General features: G+C 64.5%; 18 protein-coding genes and 1 pseudogene. 10 read left to right on the top strand and 9 right to left on the bottom strand.

Annotated features, from left to right (window positions below; all coding sequences use genetic code 11):
• The first annotated feature begins 62 nt into the window (after nucleotides 1-62).
• The gene (gene lysA / locus NLY33_RS09240; protein ID WP_023704314.1) at nucleotides 63-1,331 is read left to right on the top strand and encodes a diaminopimelate decarboxylase; all 1,269 of its coding nucleotides are present in this window, start codon (nucleotides 63-65) and stop codon (nucleotides 1,329-1,331) included.
• Nucleotides 1,332-1,351: 20 nt separating this feature from the next.
• Here lysA and NLY33_RS09235 read toward each other — a convergent pair whose 3' ends face one another.
• Complete coding sequence (locus NLY33_RS09235; protein ID WP_023704315.1) at nucleotides 1,352-1,654, bottom strand: ArsR/SmtB family transcription factor; 303 nt, start codon at nucleotides 1,652-1,654, stop codon at nucleotides 1,352-1,354.
• A 50-nt stretch (nucleotides 1,655-1,704) separates the two neighbouring features.
• Here NLY33_RS09235 and NLY33_RS09230 point away from each other — a divergent pair, with 50 nt between their 5' ends.
• The 3 genes from NLY33_RS09230 to NLY33_RS09220 all read left to right on the top strand — a co-directional run bounded on the left by NLY33_RS09230 (nucleotide 1,705) and on the right by NLY33_RS09220 (nucleotide 5,784).
• The gene (locus NLY33_RS09230; RefSeq protein ID WP_023704316.1) at nucleotides 1,705-2,646 is read left to right on the top strand and encodes a threonine/serine dehydratase; all 942 of its coding nucleotides are present in this window, start codon (nucleotides 1,705-1,707) and stop codon (nucleotides 2,644-2,646) included.
• Nucleotides 2,647-2,782: 136 nt separating this feature from the next.
• Nucleotides 2,783-5,371, top strand: a complete 2,589-nt coding sequence (locus tag NLY33_RS09225; protein WP_023704317.1) for a TIGR02302 family protein — start codon at nucleotides 2,783-2,785, stop codon at nucleotides 5,369-5,371.
• A gap of 41 nt (nucleotides 5,372-5,412) precedes the next feature.
• On the top strand, nucleotides 5,413-5,784 hold the full coding sequence (locus NLY33_RS09220) for a glyoxalase superfamily protein (RefSeq protein WP_023685340.1): 372 nt from the start codon (nucleotides 5,413-5,415) through the stop codon (nucleotides 5,782-5,784).
• On the opposite strand, the gene NLY33_RS09215 is transcribed toward NLY33_RS09220, so the two are convergent.
• Nucleotides 5,781-6,644, bottom strand: a complete 864-nt coding sequence (locus NLY33_RS09215) for a LysR family transcriptional regulator (RefSeq protein WP_023704318.1) — start codon at nucleotides 6,642-6,644, stop codon at nucleotides 5,781-5,783. The genes NLY33_RS09220 and NLY33_RS09215 overlap by 4 nt on opposite strands.
• Before the next feature lie 226 nt (nucleotides 6,645-6,870).
• Here NLY33_RS09215 and NLY33_RS09210 point away from each other — a divergent pair, with 226 nt between their 5' ends.
• A complete protein-coding gene (locus NLY33_RS09210; protein ID WP_023686707.1) occupies nucleotides 6,871-7,821 on the top strand; it encodes a DMT family transporter in 951 nt (316 codons plus the stop codon).
• A gap of 6 nt (nucleotides 7,822-7,827) precedes the next feature.
• Here the strand turns inward: NLY33_RS09210 and NLY33_RS09205 are convergent, their stop codons facing one another.
• From NLY33_RS09205 to NLY33_RS09195, 3 genes are all read right to left on the bottom strand, one after another.
• Nucleotides 7,828-8,199 (bottom strand): response regulator, encoded by a 372-nt coding sequence (locus NLY33_RS09205; RefSeq protein ID WP_023673316.1) that lies wholly within the window; start codon nucleotides 8,197-8,199, stop codon nucleotides 7,828-7,830.
• Nucleotides 8,200-8,262: 63 nt separating this feature from the next.
• Nucleotides 8,263-8,805: a hypoxanthine phosphoribosyltransferase gene (hpt, locus tag NLY33_RS09200; protein ID WP_023673315.1), complete on the bottom strand. Its 543-nt coding sequence runs from the start codon at nucleotides 8,803-8,805 to the stop codon at nucleotides 8,263-8,265.
• Between the two features lie 23 nt (nucleotides 8,806-8,828).
• Complete coding sequence (locus NLY33_RS09195) at nucleotides 8,829-9,464, bottom strand: hypothetical protein (RefSeq protein WP_023685343.1); 636 nt, start codon at nucleotides 9,462-9,464, stop codon at nucleotides 8,829-8,831.
• Nucleotides 9,465-9,644: 180 nt separating this feature from the next.
• Between NLY33_RS09195 and ftsE the strand changes: the two genes are divergently transcribed.
• The 3 genes from ftsE (at nucleotide 9,645) to NLY33_RS09180 (ending at nucleotide 12,139) form a co-directional block, all read left to right on the top strand.
• Nucleotides 9,645-10,304 (top strand): cell division ATP-binding protein FtsE, encoded by a 660-nt coding sequence (gene ftsE, locus NLY33_RS09190; protein WP_023685344.1) that lies wholly within the window; start codon nucleotides 9,645-9,647, stop codon nucleotides 10,302-10,304.
• The gene (locus NLY33_RS09185) at nucleotides 10,297-11,286 is read left to right on the top strand and encodes a cell division protein FtsX (protein ID WP_023704319.1); all 990 of its coding nucleotides are present in this window, start codon (nucleotides 10,297-10,299) and stop codon (nucleotides 11,284-11,286) included. Before ftsE ends, NLY33_RS09185 begins: the two co-directional genes overlap by 8 nt.
• Nucleotides 11,287-11,419: 133 nt before the next feature.
• Nucleotides 11,420-12,139, top strand: a complete 720-nt coding sequence (locus NLY33_RS09180; RefSeq protein ID WP_023704320.1) for a YdcF family protein — start codon at nucleotides 11,420-11,422, stop codon at nucleotides 12,137-12,139.
• Between the two features lie 5 nt (nucleotides 12,140-12,144).
• On the opposite strand, the gene NLY33_RS09175 is transcribed toward NLY33_RS09180, so the two are convergent.
• A complete protein-coding gene (locus NLY33_RS09175; protein ID WP_023704321.1) occupies nucleotides 12,145-12,777 on the bottom strand; it encodes a pyridoxamine 5'-phosphate oxidase family protein in 633 nt (210 codons plus the stop codon).
• 114 nt (nucleotides 12,778-12,891) lie between these two features.
• Between NLY33_RS09175 and NLY33_RS09170 the strand changes: the two genes are divergently transcribed.
• Together NLY33_RS09170 and NLY33_RS09165 are read left to right on the top strand one after the other, a co-directional pair.
• Complete coding sequence (locus NLY33_RS09170; protein ID WP_023704322.1) at nucleotides 12,892-13,797, top strand: LysR family transcriptional regulator; 906 nt, start codon at nucleotides 12,892-12,894, stop codon at nucleotides 13,795-13,797.
• Nucleotides 13,798-13,912: 115 nt separating this feature from the next.
• The gene (locus NLY33_RS09165) at nucleotides 13,913-14,722 is read left to right on the top strand and encodes a lysophospholipid acyltransferase family protein (RefSeq protein WP_023704323.1); all 810 of its coding nucleotides are present in this window, start codon (nucleotides 13,913-13,915) and stop codon (nucleotides 14,720-14,722) included.
• A gap of 69 nt (nucleotides 14,723-14,791) precedes the next feature.
• On the opposite strand, the gene NLY33_RS09160 is transcribed toward NLY33_RS09165, so the two are convergent.
• The 3 genes and pseudogenes from NLY33_RS09160 to NLY33_RS09150 form a co-directional block, all read right to left on the bottom strand.
• A complete protein-coding gene (locus NLY33_RS09160; protein ID WP_023704324.1) occupies nucleotides 14,792-15,418 on the bottom strand; it encodes a LysE family translocator in 627 nt (208 codons plus the stop codon).
• Between the two features lie 83 nt (nucleotides 15,419-15,501).
• A pseudogene (locus NLY33_RS09155) lies at nucleotides 15,502-16,448 on the bottom strand (aldo/keto reductase).
• 164 nt (nucleotides 16,449-16,612) lie between these two features.
• The gene (locus NLY33_RS09150) at nucleotides 16,613-17,146 is read right to left on the bottom strand and encodes a gamma-glutamylcyclotransferase (protein WP_023704326.1); all 534 of its coding nucleotides are present in this window, start codon (nucleotides 17,144-17,146) and stop codon (nucleotides 16,613-16,615) included.
• Nucleotides 17,147-17,247: the final 101 nt, after the last annotated feature.

Raw genomic sequence — 17,247 nt, 5'->3', positions numbered from 1 at the left:
CCGATGAGACCGGCTTGGTCTTTCTGGCCTGGTCTCGTGCTCCAACTTCCGGAAACACTCTCGTGAACCATTTCGACTACCGCGACGGCGTGCTCCATGCCGAGGACGTGGCGATACCAGACATCGCCGCAAGCGTCGGCACGCCGTTCTATTGTTATTCGACGGCAACCTTGACGAGGCACTACCGGGTGTTCGCCGGGGCTTTTGCCGGTCTCGACACGCTGGTCTGTTACGCCTTGAAGGCGAATTCCAACCAGGCGGTGCTGCGGACGCTGGCAAAGCTCGGCGCCGGCGCCGATACCGTCTCGGAAGGCGAAATGCGCCGCGCGCTCGCCGCCGGCATCCCGGCCAGCAAGATCGTATTCTCGGGCGTCGGCAAGACCGCGCGCGAAATGGATTTTGCGCTCGAGGCCGGCATTCTCTGCTTCAATGTCGAATCCGAGCCGGAGCTGGAGTTGCTGTCGGCCCGCGCCACCGCGCTCGGCAAGGTGGCGCCGGTCTCGCTGCGCATCAACCCGGATGTCGACGCCAGGACGCACAGGAAGATCTCCACCGGCAAGGCCGAGAACAAGTTCGGCATTCCATGGCAAAGGGCGCGCCAGGTCTATGCCCGCGCGGCCAGTTTGCCGGGCACCAAGCCCATCGGCATCGATACCCACATCGGCAGCCAGATCACCGAGTTGCAGCCCTTTGACGATGCTTTCGCGCTTCTGGCGGAACTGGTCGGCGCGCTGCGCGCCGATGGCCACGCCGTCGAGCATGTCGATCTCGGCGGCGGCCTCGGCATCCCCTACCGCACCGACAACAGCCCGCCGCCTCTGCCCGATGCCTATGGCGATATCGTCAGGAAGCATCTGACAAAGCTTGGGGTGAAGGTGATGTTCGAGCCGGGCCGGCTGATCGTCGGCAATGCCGGCATCCTGGTCTCGGAAGTGATATTCGTGAAGGAAGGCGACGCCAAGAACTTCCTCGTCGTCGACGCCGCCATGAACGATCTGATCCGGCCGACGCTCTACGATGCCTTCCACGACATCAAGCCGGTGGTGCAGCCGCCGGCCGACACGCCGCGCATGGCGGTCGACGTCGTCGGCCCGGTCTGCGAGACCGGCGACTATCTCGGCCTCGACCGTGACCTGCCCCGGCTCAAGTCTGGCGACCTCATTGCCGTCACCACCGCCGGCGCCTATGGCGCGGTGCAATCCGGCACCTACAACACCCGCCTACTTGTGCCTGAGGTTCTGGTCGACGGCGACCGTTTCCACGTCGTGCGCCGGCGCCAGACCTATGACGAGCTGATCGGCCTGGATTCGGTGCCCGACTGGCTTGCATAGGAGCCGCAGCGCCGGCTGCGCTACAGCCGGTTCTGGATGAGCAACCTTGCGTCGGCGATCCTGTCCTCGTCGCGGCGGTAGAACGTCCATTGCTTGATGCGCTTGGGCCGCAGCAGGCCGGCCTGGGTAAGCACGCGCATATGTTCGGAGAGCGTCGCCTGCGTAATGCCGAGCTTCTCCGCGATCAGCAGCGCGCAAACGCCGTCCTCGACCAGATCGCCATCTGCCTGGGCCGGGAAATGCGCCTGCGGATCCTTCAGCCAGTCGAGGATCTGCAGCCTGCGTTCATTGGCGATCGCCCTGAAGATTTGAACCTCTTGCATTTAGCCATTTTGCCAAGTTACTAATTGCTGTCAATCCCAAGGAGATGGTCATGACGAACGGCAACACCGTCACGCGCGAACGCATCGCCGCGATGGAACCGCGCATCCGCCGCTATATCAGGCACACGCCGGTGCTGCGCGTCGACATGGCCGATTTCGACCGGCCGCCGCTGGCGGTCGACCTCAAGCTCGAATGCCTGCAGCATTCCGGCTCGTTCAAGGCGCGCGGCGCCTTCACCAATCTGCTCGAACGGCCGGTGCCTGCGGCCGGCGTCGTCGCCGCATCGGGCGGCAACCATGGCGCCGCGGTCGCCTATGCCGCCATGCGGCTTGGCCACAAGGCGACGATCTTCGTTCCCGAAGTCAGCCCGGCGGCCAAGCTGCAGCGCATCCGCGGCTACGGCGCCGAACTGATCGTCGGCGGCGCCCGCTATGCCGAGGCGCTGGCCGCCAGCGAGGCTTTTGCTGAAAAGACCGGCGCGCTGCAGATCCATGCCTTCAACCAGGAGGAAACATTGGTCGGCCAAGGCACGCTCGGCCTCGAAATCGAAAACGATCTGCCCGACATCGACACGCTGCTGGTCGCTGTCGGCGGCGGCGGCCTGATCGGCGGCATCGCCGCCTGGTTTGCCGGCGGCATCAGGATCATCGCCATCGAGCCCGAAGGCGCGCCGACGCTGCATCACGCCTTCGAAGCCGGCCACCCCGTCGATGCGCCCGCCGAAGGCGTTGCCGCCGATTCGCTGGCGCCCAAACGCGTCGGCGAGATGATGTTCCCGATCGCCGAGGCTTTTGTCGAGCGCTCCATTCTGGTCACCGACGACGCCATCATTGCCGCGCAGAAGGCGCTGTGGGAGCGGGTGCGGATCATCGCCGAGCCGGGCGGCGCAGCGGCCTTCGCAGCGCTGCTGTCCGGCCGCTACACGCCGGCGCCGGGCGAGCGGATCGCCGTCCTTGTCTGCGGCTCGAATACCGATCCGGCGAAATTCTAAACCTTGCTTCGACTGAAGTGGGACGCAAACCCGTCAAAGCTTTTCAAGTTTTCCGGAACCGCCTCGCCTTTGCCGTGTTTGCTGGTAAACTTCTGCTTGTTGAGTCCGGGCCATCCCGCCCGGGCAGGAAGGGCCCATGACGGAACGCCCCATTTCCAGTGGCGATCGCAGCCTGGCCGGGCGGCTTGCCCTGAGCCGGCTGGCGACACGGGTCTCGATGACGGTCGAGCGCGGCTGGCCGCTGCTTCTGCCGCTGCTCATCATCGCCAGCCTGTTTCTCAGCCTCTCCTGGCTCGGCCTTTTCCCCCGGCTGCCTGACATTGCGCGCGTTATGCTGGTCACGGCGTTCGGTATTGCCACGCTGGCGGCGCTCTATCCGCTGCGTTTCTTCAAGCTTCCATCCGCCGCTGAAATCGACCGCCGTATCGAGGCCGCCAACCAGCTGCAGCACAGCCCGGTGCTGGTGCAGACCGACCGTCCCAGCGGCAAGGAAAGCATCTTTTCCCAGGCGTTGTGGCGCGAACACCAAAAGCGCATGGCCGACAAGCTCGGCAGCCTTGGCGCCGACCTGCCGCGTACGCGCGTGCCGGAGCGCGATCCGTGGGCATTGCGTGCCGTGGCGGCGCTGCTGTTGGTCACCGCTTTTGCCTTCTCCTTCGGACCGTCCGGCGGCAGGCTGTCCGATGGTTTCAGTGCCCATGCGGCGCGCGACATCGTACCGCCGCGCATCGATGCCTGGGTGACCCCGCCGGCCTATACCGGCAAGCCGCCCATCTTCTTGACCGCGCCAGTCATCGATGGCAACGCCAAGCAGGCGGTTGCCACCTTCACCGTGCCGCAAGGCAGCGACGTCTCGCTGCGCGTGACCGGCGGCTCCGGCGAGGAAACGCTAAGCTTTGCCGACAAGGGCGGCAATGCTCGCGCCATCGACCCGTCGGGACCACAGGTGGCGGCCGTCAAGGCAGCGGCGGTCAACCCCGCGACCCCCAAGCTGCGCCAGTTCACCGGCAAGCTGACCGCCGACGGCACGCTGACGCTGAAGTCGGGCGAAGCCGATCTCGGTCGCTGGGCCTTCGCGGTGATCCCCGACAAGCCGCCGACGATCCGCTTCGTCGGCGAGCCCAAGCGCGCCGTCAACGGCGCCTTCGAGCTCAACTACCAGATCGACGACGACTATGGCGCGGCCACCGCCAAGGCGGTTTTCGCGCTGGCCGATCCGGCGGCGCCCGATGCGCATCCGCTCTACGGTCCGCCTGACCTGCCGCTGGCGCTGCCGCGCCGCGGCGGCAAGGCGAACGCCGCCAAGACCACTAAGGACCTCACCGAGCATGTCTGGGCCGGCGCCAGCATCAAGCTGTCGCTTGTGGCCACCGACGATGCCGGACACACCGCGACCAGCGAAACCAAGACTATTGTGATGCCGGAGCGGCCCTTCGCCAACCCGCTGGCGCGGGCGGTGGTCGAGCAGCGCCGCCTGCTGGCGCTCGACGCCAATGCCAAGCCGCGCGTGCTCGACCTGATGGACGCCATCACGCTGCGGCCCGAGGACACGTTCGACAACATGTCGCATTACCTCGCCATCATGAGCGCCCGCAGCCGGCTGAAGATGTCGGACAGCGACGATCAGTTGCGCAACGAGGTTGCCTATCTCTGGGAAATCGCGCTCGGCATCGAGGAAGGCAATCTCTCGTCCGCCGAAAAGCGGCTCCGCCAGGCCCAGCAGGCGCTGCAGGACGCCATCAAGCGCGGCGCCAGCGACGAAGAGATCGAAAAGGCGATGAAGGAACTGCGCGAGGCGATGAACGAATTCCTGCAGGAATTCGCCGAGCGCGCCAAGCAGAACCCGAACGCGCCGCAGATGCAGCAGAATGGTCGCGAGCTGCGTCAGAGTGATATCGACCGCATGATGGACCAGATCGAGAACCTGGCGAAGTCGGGCGACCGCGACAAGGCGCAGGAGCTGCTGTCGCAGCTGGAAAACATGATGAACAACCTGCAGGCCGGCCGTCAGCAGCAGGGCGGCGAGCAGGACAGCGAGATGCGCCAGCAGATGGACAAGCTGGGCGAGATCATGCGCCGCCAGCAGGAGATGATGAACGACACCTACCGCATGGACCAGATGCAGCGCGGAGATAATCAGCAGCCCGGCGAAGGCAATGGCGACGACCCGGACCAGCCGGGCGTCGGCAAGGATCGCGATCCTCTCGCCCGGCCGAAGTCGATGACACCGCAGGAATTCGCCGATGCGATGAAGCAGCTGCAGGAAGGCCAGGGCCAGTTGCAGAGCGAACTCGACAAGCTGAAGAAGGGCCTGGAAGGCATGGGCATGCAACCCAATGAGGGGTTTGGCGACGCTGGCAAATCCATGGGCAATGCCGAAAAGTCGCTTGGCGAAGGCGAAGGCGACCAGGCAGTCGGCCACCAGGGTCGCGCGCTGGAAGCGCTGCGCAAGGGCGCCAAGGAGATGATGAAGCAGCTGCAGGCGATGCAGGGCGACCAGGGCGGCAGCCAGGAAGGCGGCCGCCAACAGGACGCCGGCCGCGATCCGCTGGGCCGACCACGCGCCAGCCGCGGACCCGATTTCGGCGATTCGGTGAAGGTGCCCGACGAGATCGACGTGCAGCGCGCCCGCCAGATTCTCGAGGCGATTCGCAAGCGGCTCGGCAACGCGCTCAGCCCCGACATCGAGCGCAGCTACCTCGAGCGGCTGCTGGAGCTGAAGTAGCCTCCAAGGCAACATCCGTCGAACTGAATGGTATCAGCGCCATGCCGAAACTCGGTGCCGTCACGCCCATCCTGCGCATCTTCGACATCGCCAAGGCACGCGAATTCTATGTCGACTTTCTCGGCTTCAAGGTCGAGTTCGAGCACCGCTTCGACGACAATGCGCCGCTCTACATGGGTGTAATCCGCGACGGCTGTGTCCTGCATCTGAGCGAACATCATGGCGACGGCGCGCCGGGTATAGCCATGCGCATCAAGGTCGAGGACATCGCGGCATTGCACCGCGAACTGATCGGCAAGAGATACCGCTACGCCCGGCCGGGCCTCGAAACCACGTCGTGGCAGACCCGTGAAGTGTCGGTCGGCGACCCCTTCGGCAATCGGCTGCATTTCTACGAGGATGCAACAGACTAAGCCGGCCGGTTGACGAACGCCTCGCGTATTGCTTCCTGCATGCCGTCGATCGCCTCGCCTGAGGCATTGGGGTTGCGATGCATCACCACATTCGAGGAATCGATGTGGCCGAACCCGTCCGCGGCGGTGAGCTCGCGGCAGCCATCCGGAATATTGCTGTGCGAGATCGGCGCGATCGCCAGGCCAGAGGTGACGGCGAGCTTCAGGCCGCCGGTGGTGTCGCTGGTATAGGCGACACGGTAGGCCAGCCCACGCTGCTCAAGCGATTTGATGGCAAAGTCCTTGCACCAGCCGGCCCGGTTGTAGAGCGCGATCGGCACCGGCCGCTCCTCATGCATGTGATGCAGGCTCGATGTCACCCACACTGTCGGATCGTGCATCAGCACCTCGCCGCCGGAAGGATCCTGCCATTCGAACACCACGGCGAGGTCGAGTTCACCGGCGGCTAGCGCCGCCAGCTGGGCGCCGGAATGTGCATAGCGCACGGTGACCTCGACCTTGGTGTGACGCTTCGAGAAGGCGCCGAGCGCGCGCGACAGGATGGCGTGACCATATTCCTCGGGAATGCCGATGCGCACCGGCCCGCCAAGCGGTGCCGCCGCCATCGATGCCGCCGTCTCGTCGAGCAGCGAGACGATGCGGCGGGCATTGACGATCAGCTCGCCGCCACGGCGCGTCAGCGCCACGCCGCGCGAGCCGCGTTCGAACAGGCTGTCGCCGACCAGCTCCTCGAGCTTCTTCATCTGCATCGACACCGCCGACTGGGTGCGCCCGGCCTGCTCCGCCGCCCGGGTGAAATTGCCCGCTTCGGCAATGGCGACGAAGGTGCGCAGGAGATCGCTGTCGAGAGTCGGCCGCATCGAATCCGTCATAAGCAAATTTGATCTCTGGTATCATTCCAATTCGTTTGCAACATGTCAAACGCCGCAGCATAGTCCGCTCACCCATTGGATATGCCGCCGCGAAACCGGCTGCGGACCAATCAAAGAGTCCTCACTCATACCCGCTGCCCAAAACGGTGGCGGGTTCTTTTTACCCCATGGCCGGGCGGCTGCGGGCAGTTAAGGCAAGGGCCGGCAGAACAATATGCGCAACCGGATCGTTCTCGGCATCATCAGCCTGTGCCTTGGCGTGCTGGTGTTCTCGCTCCAGGACCCGCTGGTCAAGGCGGTGTCAGCCGGCTATCCCGTGACCGAGGTGATGTGGATCCGCTCGATCGTCGCTTTGCCGATCCTGGTCGTTCTCGTTCGCGCCGATGTCGGCCTGCGGGCCATCGCCTCGAAGCGGTTCGGCCTGCTGACGATACGCGCCTTCATCCAGTTCTCCTCCTATACGGTCTACTATCTGGCGATCGCTGCCTTGCCGCTCGCCGACGCGGTGGCGCTCTATTTCATGGCGCCCCTGTTCATCATGGCGATAGCCGGGCCCTATCTCGGCGAGCGGGTATCCTGGCAGGCTCTCGCCACCGTGCTGATCGGCATGCTGGGCGTGGTCGTGATGCTGCGCCCGGGCGCCGGCCTGTTCGACTGGGCGGCGCTGCTTTCGTTGGGCTCGGCTTTGCTCTACGGCTTTTCACAGCTGATGGCGCGCAAGATCGGCGACACCGAATCCTCCACCGTCATGGCCTTCTACCAGAACGGCGCCTATCTGGTCGGCGCCGCTGCGGTTGCCGGCACATTCTGGCTTGCCGGCATAACCCATGCTGTCCACCCCAGCCTCGAATTCCTGGTGCGGCCGTGGGTCTGGCCGACGACCCCGGATTTCCTCAAGATGGCGGCCTGCGGCTTCGTCGCTTCGGCCGGCATGATTCTGCTGTCGCAGGCCTACAGGCTGGCGCCCGCCAACCGCGTCGCCACCTTCGAATACACCGGGATTATCTGGTCGCCGCTGTGGGGCTTCCTGTTCTTCGACGAGGTGCCGCGCTCGACCACCGCCATCGGTGCGGCGCTGATCATCGGCGCCGGTCTGCTGGCGCTCAACACCGAACGGCGCCGGAGCGCTGCGCCTGTCCTCGCCGCGTCTCAGGATGCCGCCTGAAGCGTGTCAGGCGAAGCAGGCGAGCGCCTGGTCGACCCGCGAGCGGATTTCGGCCAGCGTGAAAGGCTTTTGCACGACGTCGATAATGATGCCGTTCAATTCCTCGGCGCGCTCGCGCTGGTCGGCATAGCCGGTCATCAGCAGGATCTTCATGTCAGGGAAAAGCCTGGCTGCGGCGATCGCCATCTCGATGCCATCCATTTCCGGCATGCGGATATCGGAGACGACGAGGTCGTAACCGCCGCCTGCAGCACTGACCATCGCCAGCCCCTGCGCGCCGTCGGCGGCGATATCGATCGAGTGCCCGGCGCGTTCGAGCGCGCGGGCGGCGAGGGTGCGGACGGACTCATCGTCCTCGACGATCAGAAGCTTTGCCATGGGCCGGAATTTGGCGGGCAAAAGTTGACTTTTTCTGAAAATTTGAAGCGTCGGGCCCTTTTCTCAGGCATCGCCTTTGACCACACCGACAAACGGCAGTTCGCGAAAAGCGTGAGCGACGTCCATGCCGTAGCCGACGACGAAGTAATCGGGACAGTCGAAGCCGACATAGTCGGCGTTCAGCTCCGTCTGGCGGCGCATGCGCTTGTCCAACAGCACCGCGATGGCGCAGCTTTTGGCGCCGCGCGACAGCATCAGGTTGCGGGTGAAGGAGAGCGTCTTGCCCGACTCCAGGATATCGTCGATCAGCAGCACGTCGCGGCCGGCGACCTCATTGTCGATGTCGCGCAGCACCCTCACCTCGCCGCTGGTGGTGCCGGCGCCATAGCTGGAAATGAAGATGAACTCGACCTCCGGCGACAGCCCGACATCGTGCATGGCGCGGATCAGATCGGCGGCGAAGATGAACGAGCCCTTCAGCACCGAAATCACCAGCAGGTCGTGATAGTCGTGCTCGGCGATCTCCTTGGCGAGTTCGAGATTGCGCCGCGCGATCGCGGACGCCGAAAACAGGACCTCGATGTCCTTGCCGCGCACAACTGGCATCAACAACCTTTCCAGAGAACCGACTAGCCGGCGAAGGTGACCGCCACGGCCTTGACGCCGTTTCTAGGCACATCGAGGCGGCTGGAAAAGCCGAATCTTTCGCCGGGCGCCAGAGAACGGTTGGATGTCCCCAGAGTATAACGGGTGATGCGGCTGTCATTGCCGGTGACACGTATCTCCAGCGGCGGCAATTGTCCCGCCTTCAAACCGTCATTGACGGCCTCGCCATCCACGAACAGCACCGGGGCGGGTCCTGAGGCGTCGACACGCGACGTGACGCCGGCAATGCTGAGTACGGCGCCCTCCGGCTGTTCGACTGACCAGAACGGCGTCTGGCGCACCAGCGCGTGGCCACCCGAGACCCAGAAGGCGGCAAGCGCCGCACCGATGCCGGCAATCCAGAAGATCGGCCCGCCACGCGATGCCGGCCGCCCGGCTGACGCATCTGATTTGCGCAGCATCTCCATGCCTTCCATCGACGGCGTCGCGATGTCGCGCGCCGGCGTCGGCATGGCTTCTATCAGTGGGATCAGCTGCGGCAGCACCTCATAATCCGCATCGACGATGTCGGTCGCCACAGGCCGCGATTCCGGTGCGACACTTGTCCCGGTCATGATTTCGCCGGAAACCGGGCGCGCGGTTCGTTGCTCAGCCATCATGGCCCCGCTGTTGCCTCTTCGTTTCTTTTGCGTAAATGGAAATGGTTAACGCTTCCCCACCGGAACCCTTGTGACGCACTCAAAAACAGCGAAAATTAACCGACGGTTAACCATGGCGGCCGATGGTCGTTGGACAGAAAGGGCTGGCACGCCGCCGCCACACACCTCAGGTCGTCGCACGTGATCCGCTTCGAAAATGTCGGCCTCCGCTATGGCATGGGTCCGGAAATCCTCCGCGACATCTCCCTGCACATTCCGGAGAGCTCCTTCCAGTTCCTGAGCGGGCCCTCCGGCGCCGGCAAGACGACGCTGCTGCGCCTTCTGTTCATGTCGCTGAAGCCGACACGCGGGCTGATCACCATCTTCGGCAAGGACCGCTCGCGCATCTCGCGCGCTGAACTGCCGCATCTCAGGCGCCGCATCGGCGTGGTGTTCCAGGATTTCCGCCTGCTCGACCACATGACCACCTATGAGAATGTCGCTCTGCCGCTGCGCGTGCGCGGCCGCGAGGAAGCGAGCTACCGCACCGACGTCACCGAACTTTTGAAATGGGTTGGCCTGGGCGAGCGCATGCATGTGCTGCCGCCGGTCCTTTCGGGTGGCGAAAAGCAGCGCGCGGCAATCGCCCGGGCCTTGATCGAACAGCCCGAAATCCTGCTTGCCGACGAGCCGACCGGCAATGTCGACCCGCCGCTGGCGCGCCGGTTGCTCAGGCTGTTCATTGAGCTCAACCGGCTCGGCACCGCGGTGGTGATCGCCACTCACGATCTCGGCCTGATGGAGCAGGTCGACGCGCGCCGCATGATCCTGGCCGGCGGAAGGCTGGATATTTATGACTGAGCTATCGGCCGAACAGCTGCATGAAGACGCCGCCGAGCCCGCGACGACGACGCAGCGCGTCCACCGCCGCATGGCGCCGATCGTGCCGGCGCAGAATATTGCCGGCCGCGCCTTGGTGCTGGTCATCGCCATCATGACCTTCCTGTCCTGCCTGACTTTCGGCGCCGTCACGCTGGTGCGCGACACTGCCTCGGTCTGGGAAAACCAGATCTCGCGCGAGGCCACGATTCAGATCAAGCCGGTCGACGGCCTCGACATGGAGGCAGCCCTTGCCCAGGCCTCGCAGATCGTCGGCGAATTCCCCGGCGTGAAGGAAACCCGGATCATCGATCGCGACGCCACCGCGCGCCTTTTGGAGCCATGGCTGGGCTCGGGCCTGAATATCGACGAATTGCCGGTGCCGCGCCTGATCATCGTCACCATCGACGAGACCAGCCCGCCCGACTTCAGCGCCATCCGTGCGGCGCTCACGCCCAAGCTGCCGAGTGCTTCGCTCGACGATCACCGTACATGGGTCGACCGGCTGGTCGCCATGGCCCGCACCACGGTCACCATCGGCATCGCCGTGCTGGTCCTGATGCTGTCGGCGACGGTGCTGACCGTAGTGTTTGCGACGCGCGGCGCTATGGCGGGTAACGGCCATATCATCGAAGTGCTGCATTTCGTCGGCGCCGAGGCGCGCTTCATCGCGCGCGAATTCCGCTGGCATTTCCTGGTCACCGGCATGAAGGGCGCGGCCGCCGGCGGCGCAGCCGCGATCCTGGTTTTCATCGTCTTTTCCTGGTGGTCGTCGCGCAACATGGCAACGCCGCAGGCCGACCAGGCCACCGCTTTGTTCGGCAATTTCGCCATCGGATCGGCAGGCTATCTCGGCGTCGGCCTGATGGTGCTGGTGATCGGCGGACTGACGGCGGCGACCTCGCACGCCACCGTCGTCGCCTATCTCAGCGACATCGATGTCCGCCAGCCGGATGCGGGGTGACCCGTGAGGGCAGAAGCGAAAACAGTTCGGGGGCAAGGACAGGAATGGAAGGGACGATCACGGATCGAAAACCGACGTAACGCAATGTGCGCTTTTTTCCTTACCAAAAAGGCATTTCAGGATTAACCATAGGATGATGAACGCGCGGGAGTCGACCGGAACGGCTGGACAGATGCCAGTGGTGCGTTCGCGTGTGCGCACCGGGCTGGGCCGTTTGCGCACCGCCCTGCGTCTCGCCTCCCTCTGTCTACTGCTGCTGGTGGCCCTGTTTGCCGGTGGCTTCGGCTGGTTCGCCAGCAAGGTCAGCCGCATGACGACCCCGACCAACCCGGCCAAGGCCGATGCGATCATCGTCTTGACCGGCGGTCAGGCCCGCCTCGACGCAGCACTCGATCTGCTTGCCTCCGGCAAGGGCGAGCGGCTGCTGATCTCAGGCGTGCATCCCTCTGCCAGCCGCCGCCAATTGCAGGCTGCTACCGGCGGCGACAAGGCGCTGTTTTCCTGCTGTGTCGACATCGACCGCGCCGCGCTCGACACGATCGGCAATGCCGAGGAAAGCGCTAAATGGGTGGAGAGCCACGCCTATGGCAGCGTCATCCTCGTCACCAACAATTACCACATGCCGCGCAGCCTGCTCGAGATGGGCCGCCTGCTGCATGGCGCCAGGCTTGAACCCTATCCGGTGGTCAACACCAATCTGGACAATGGCGACTGGCTGACCAAGCCGGAAGCGCTACGCGTGCTTCTGACCGAATACAGCAAATACCTGCTGGCGCTGGCGCGCGGCGTCGTCCCGGTCCGCCAGACCGCCGACAGCGTCGCACTGGCCGAGGTTTCGACCGCCAAGGACTGAGTCGATTACCCCTTGACCGTGCCGTCTTCCGGGCCACGCAGCCGCGCAATCTCCTGTTCGAGGCTTTCAATCCGCTTGTCGCGTTCGGCGAGTGCGGCCGCGACATCGGCGGCCTCGAATCGCTGCGGAATGTGTTGCGGGCAATTGGCATCCCAGGCCGAGACGGTGAACAGGATGACCTGCTCGGGGCGCGCCTTGTAGTCCTGCGGCATCAGCCTTGCCAGAAGCTCGGCATCGTCCTCGACGACGCGCGCCGTGCCCCAGATCTTGACGCGCTGGCGATGCGCATAGTCGATCAGGAACAGGAATGCCTGGTTGTTGTCGGCGAGATTCCCCTGCGTGATGAACTGCCTGTTCCCGGAGAAATCGGCAAAGCCGATGGTCTTCTCGTCCAGCACCTTGAGGAAGCCGGCTGGCCCGCCGCGATGCTGGATATAGGGCTGACCCTCGCCATTTGCCGTCGACAGGAAGACGCTGGTCTGCGCCGCGATGAAGTCGGCGAGGTCGGGCGTCATATGGGCGCGCCATCCGCCGCGCTCCTCGGCGCTGGCATAGCCCTTGCGCGAACCTTTGCGGGTCTGGATCGCCTTGACGGTCGGCGTGAAGGCGACATCGCTGGTGAAAGTATGAGCATTCATGGAAGCCTCCGCGGGGCCGAAACACGGCCATTGTAAGCGAAGAGGTAGGTCCTTCCATGTTTTGGATGTAGATGGCATAGTTGCAAGCTATCCTTCCAATTGCCGGAAGAAACTATGGATCGTCTCGAAGCCATGTCGCTGTTCGTCGCCGCGGTGGAAGCGGGCAGCCTTTCCGCTGCCGGCCGCCATTTCGGCATTCCACTGGCAACGGTCAGCCGCAAGGTTTCCGACCTCGAAAAGCACCTTCAGGCGCGCCTGCTGAACCGTTCGACCCGGCAGCTCACGCTGACCGATGCCGGCCAGGCCTATCTCGCCGCCTGCCGCCGCATCCTCGGCGAGGTCGGCGAAGCCGAACGCACCGCTGCCGGCGAATACAGCACGCCGACCGGCGACCTGTTCATCACCGCGCCGGTCGTCTTTGGTCGCCTGCACGTGCTGCCTGTCGTCACCGAATTCCTGGCGGCTTATCCTCAAGTCAACATTCGCCTGACGCTGGCTGACCGGATAACCCAACTGGCGGAGGAACATCTCGACCTTGCCATCCGCATCGGCGAGCTTGCGCCTTCGAGCCTCATTGCCATCCGCATCGGCGCGATCCGTCGCGTCGTGTGCGCCAGCCCCGCCTATATCGCCGCGCATGGCATGCCGCGGACGCCGGACGATCTGGCCGCGCATGAATGCATCAGTTTCGAAGGGCCTGCAGCGCTCGCCAGCTGGAGCTTTGCCGGCGACAAGGGCGAACTGATCGTGCCGATCCACTCACGGCTGCGCGTCAACACGGCGGAAGCTGCAATCGATGCCGCGATTGCAGGCGCCGGGATGACGCGGGTGCTCTCCTACCAGATCGCGGACGCAGTACGTTCCGGCGTGCTCGTCCCGGTCTTGCGACCCTTCGAGCCGCAGCCGTGGCCGGTGAGCCTCGTCCATGCCGGCCAAGGCCTGCTGGCGGTGAAACTCAGGGCGTTCCTCGATTTCGCCGCTCCGCGGCTGAAGCAGCGGCTATTGCAGGCGACGTGGTGAGTTGAGACTGGCTTGAGTCAGTGGCGAGCCGGCCTATGTCAGGCCATTGCGGCGTTTCCTTTTTGCCCGCGCTTGGTGTAACCAACGCACACCTCCTCAACGGGCCCTTCCCCGCATGCTCTATATCCGCTCGCTGGCGTTCAACTTCGTCTTCTATGTCAATCTGATCGTCCAGATGGTCCTCTGGACCCCTTACTACTTCCTCTCGCCACGCCATCGCGCCTGGTTCGTGCCGAAATTCTGGTCGCGCACCAGCCTGTGGCTCTACGACAAGATCGCCGGCACCAGGAGCGACATCACCGGCGTCGAGAACCTGCCGGAGGGCTCTTTCATCCTGGCGCCGAAACACCAGTCGTTTTGGGACGCGATCGCTTTCTTTCCCTTCCTCCACGATCCGCTTTATATCCTGAAGCGCGAGCTGACCTGGATCCCCTTCTTCGGCTGGTACATCCTGAAGATGCGGATGATCCCGGTTCACCGCGGCAGCCGCTCCAAGGCGTTGAAGCAGGTCGTTGCATCGACAAAGCAGGAGATGGGGCGCAATCCGCGCCAGCTGATTATCTACCCCGAAGGCACGCGCCGAGCGCCAGGCGACGAGCCGGCTTACAAATACGGCATTGTCGAGCTCTATACGCAGCTTGGCGTCCCGGTGGTACCGGTCGCCCATGTCGCCGGCCTCTATTGGCCTCGCCGCAAATTCTTGCGCTTTCCCGGCACCATCAAGGCCCGCTTCCTGCCGCCGATTCCGCCCGGGCTCGGCAAGGACGAATTCATGGACCGGCTGATCGGCGATACGGAAGTCGCCTGCGACCAGCTGCTGATCGAGGCATCGCAGGCTCCTAACCCGCCGCAAATGCCGCCGACGGCGGTCAAGCGGCTGGCCGAACTCGCCGCGGCCGCCAAAACAATTCCAGGAAAAGTGTGAGCGGTTTTTTCCGTCCTGAATCGCGCCAAAACAAAAAAGACCAAAGCTTGATCTCTTCTGCGGGCCGGCTCAAGGCCACGCCGCCAGCGCCGTGGTCAGCACCAGCGTCGCCGCGAAGGCCAGATTGATGATCCGCGACGTCAGCGGCTGGCGCAGGGTGCGGGCGAAGGCCGCGCCGGCCAGCAGCCACAGCACATGGATGGCTACGATCATCAGGGTGAGAACCGCCAGCCTGGCCGGGATGCCGAGAGCATCGGCGCCGGCTGCGGTCGCGGAGCCAGCAAGGACCGCAGCAATCGCCACATAGGCTTTCGGGTTGGCAACGGCGAGCAGGAAGCCGCCGAGGAAGGTCGGCAGAACCGCGCTGCTGTCACGCGCGGCCAGCGGCGGCGCTGTCGCTATTCTGTAAGCGAGGTAGAGAATATAGGCGGCGGAAGCGACCGCCAGCACTGGCGCTACGCCCGGCATCGAGGTGAGGATAGCCTTGATGCCGGTGGCCACCACCAGCAGCACCGCGACCGTGCCTAAAATGATCCCCGATGTGTAGTGAAGCGAATTGCGCAGGCCGAAGGCGGCCCCTATCGCCGTGACGCTGATCGTCGCCGGGCCAGGACTGCCCATGACGACGGTTGCCGCCAGCACCAGCGCCAGCAATTGCTGCCAGGGCTGCGCCTGCGAAAGAATGTCTGCGGCCATGCTGCCTCTTCTCCACAATAATGGAGAACAGTGTGGCAAGGCGGACAGCCGTCGTCTTGAACGATCGTGCCGAACCTGCGCGGCTAGGCGCTGGCCTTGTCCAGCGCCACGAGATCCTCCGCGCTGAGCTTCAGCGATGCGGCGCGCACCAGGCTGTCGACCTGGTCCAGCGTCGTGGCGCTGGCGATCGGCGCGGTGATGCCGGGCTGCGCCATCACCCAAGAGAGTGCTACTTCCGCCTGCTTGGCCGAATGGCGCGCCGCCACAGTGTCGAGTGCGGCCAGAATGCGCATGCCGCGCGCATTGAGATAAGCCTTCACGCCGCCGCCGCGTTCACTTTTGCCGAGATCGGCCTCGCTACGGTATTTGCCGCTCAAAAACCCCTTGGCGAGGCTGAAATAGGTGATGACGCCGATATCCTCGGCCACGCACAGATCACGCAGCGGCCCGTCGAAGGATGAGCGGTCGTAGAGATTGTATTCCGTTGCAGCACGCTGTAGCGCGGCAGCTCGCGCAGGCTGGCAACATCGAGCGCGGCGCGCAGCTGGCCGGCGTCAAGATTCGAGGCGCCGATATGGCGGACCTTGCCGGCAGCGAGCAGCTTCTGGTAGGCGCCGAGCGTCTCTTCGTAAGGCGTGGTCGGGTCCGGCCAGTGCGACAAATAGAGGTCGATCACATCGGTCTGCAGCCGCTCAAGCGACGCCTCGACCGCCCTTTCGATATGGGCAGCGGACAGATCCTTCTTGCCTTGTCCCATATCCGAGCCGACTTTGGTGATGACGATGATCTTGTCACGGTTGCCGCGGCTTTTCATCCATTTGCCGACAATGGTCTCGGACTCGCCGCCCGCGTGGCCGGGCACCCAGCGCGAATAGGCATCGGCCGTATCGATAGCGTTGAGGCCGGCGTCGCCGAACCGGTCGAGCAGGTCGAAGGAGGTCTTCTCGTCCGCGGTCCAGCCGAAGACATTACCGCCCAGAACCAGCGGCGCGATGGAAAGGTCGGTTTGACCGAGACGGCGTTTTTGCAAAACGGGGCTCCGTGGGCTGGCGGCGGGCGACCCGAATGCTCCGGGCCGCAGCTAAGCTAGGTCTCGCCGCGCCGAGGTCAAAGGCCTCAGCCAATTTTTCCAGCGGGCCAGCGCTTCACAAAGGCGCGAGCGCTTCGCCTGCAGGCTCGCCGTGGCCTACTGGCTCACGAGGCGATCCGCTTCGCCACCTCTTCCAGCCAGTGGTCGCTGATACCCAGCGCCGCGAGATGCTGCAGCGTGTTGAGCACATAGTCCTCGTTGTTTCCGGACTGGCCGACGGCGCCACGGATAACACCTGCCGCATGCGCAGGGTCGAGCCCGCCGGCATACTGCTCATGCTGGCGGTCGACGATATAGGCGACCGCTTTCACTCTCTCTGCCGCGGCCGCACCATTCCCGTCGAGGCTGATATCGAGCACACGCTCGAGATAGACGCTGGTCACCAGTTCGCGCTCGCGCAGATAGGTCAGCACCTCATCGCGCAACTCGCCGGGCACGCGAAACGCCAGCCCGATGCAGGAGCCGCCACGGTCGAGGCCGAGCACCAGGCCCGGCCGCTGACGCGTGCCGCGATGCACGAAGGAATAGACGCAGAGCGACCGGCGGTAGCCGTAAAGCCGCGCGCGGCGGGTCTCCACATGCGCAAATCCCGGCCGCCAGATCAGCGAGCCATAGCCAAAAACCCAAAAATCGCCCATATCGCCAAGCCTGATTGCACGAAGGTGACGCCGCCGCATCGGAATCGGTGCTCTTCTGTCTTTTTGCTTGTTGCGTAACCACAGTCCACCCGCAACACGCC

Origin of the sequence: Mesorhizobium sp. C432A, assembly GCF_030323145.1 — a bacterium.
Taxonomy (GTDB): Bacteria; Pseudomonadota; Alphaproteobacteria; order Rhizobiales; family Rhizobiaceae; genus Mesorhizobium.
Note: the sequence above shows the minus strand (reverse complement) of the source record. Positions and strands in the feature narration are given on the sequence as shown.

Excerpts from the sequence above, each read along its gene's own strand:
- NLY33_RS09215 (WP_023704318.1), bottom strand. The coding sequence starts at position 6,644 with ATGCGGCCGACTCTCGACAGCGATCTCCTGCGCACCTTCGTCGCCATT.
- NLY33_RS09230 (WP_023704316.1), top strand. The coding sequence starts at position 1,705 with ATGACGAACGGCAACACCGTCACGCGCGAACGCATCGCCGCGATGGAA.
- hpt (WP_023673315.1), bottom strand. The coding sequence starts at position 8,805 with ATGCCAGTTGTGCGCGGCAAGGACATCGAGGTCCTGTTTTCGGCGTCC.
- NLY33_RS09180 (WP_023704320.1), top strand. The coding sequence starts at position 11,420 with ATGATGAACGCGCGGGAGTCGACCGGAACGGCTGGACAGATGCCAGTG.
- NLY33_RS09210 (WP_023686707.1), top strand. The coding sequence starts at position 6,871 with ATGCGCAACCGGATCGTTCTCGGCATCATCAGCCTGTGCCTTGGCGTG.
- NLY33_RS09170 (WP_023704322.1), top strand. The coding sequence starts at position 12,892 with ATGGATCGTCTCGAAGCCATGTCGCTGTTCGTCGCCGCGGTGGAAGCG.
- NLY33_RS09150 (WP_023704326.1), bottom strand. The coding sequence starts at position 17,146 with ATGGGCGATTTTTGGGTTTTTGGCTATGGCTCGCTGATCTGGCGGCCG.
- NLY33_RS09165 (WP_023704323.1), top strand. The coding sequence starts at position 13,913 with ATGCTCTATATCCGCTCGCTGGCGTTCAACTTCGTCTTCTATGTCAAT.
- NLY33_RS09195 (WP_023685343.1), bottom strand. The coding sequence starts at position 9,464 with ATGATGGCTGAGCAACGAACCGCGCGCCCGGTTTCCGGCGAAATCATG.
- NLY33_RS09225 (WP_023704317.1), top strand. The coding sequence starts at position 2,783 with ATGACGGAACGCCCCATTTCCAGTGGCGATCGCAGCCTGGCCGGGCGG.
- NLY33_RS09160 (WP_023704324.1), bottom strand. The coding sequence starts at position 15,418 with ATGGCCGCAGACATTCTTTCGCAGGCGCAGCCCTGGCAGCAATTGCTG.
- NLY33_RS09175 (WP_023704321.1), bottom strand. The coding sequence starts at position 12,777 with ATGAATGCTCATACTTTCACCAGCGATGTCGCCTTCACGCCGACCGTC.
- NLY33_RS09205 (WP_023673316.1), bottom strand. The coding sequence starts at position 8,199 with ATGGCAAAGCTTCTGATCGTCGAGGACGATGAGTCCGTCCGCACCCTC.
- NLY33_RS09220 (WP_023685340.1), top strand. The coding sequence starts at position 5,413 with ATGCCGAAACTCGGTGCCGTCACGCCCATCCTGCGCATCTTCGACATC.
- NLY33_RS09235 (WP_023704315.1), bottom strand. The coding sequence starts at position 1,654 with ATGCAAGAGGTTCAAATCTTCAGGGCGATCGCCAATGAACGCAGGCTG.
- NLY33_RS09185 (WP_023704319.1), top strand. The coding sequence starts at position 10,297 with ATGACTGAGCTATCGGCCGAACAGCTGCATGAAGACGCCGCCGAGCCC.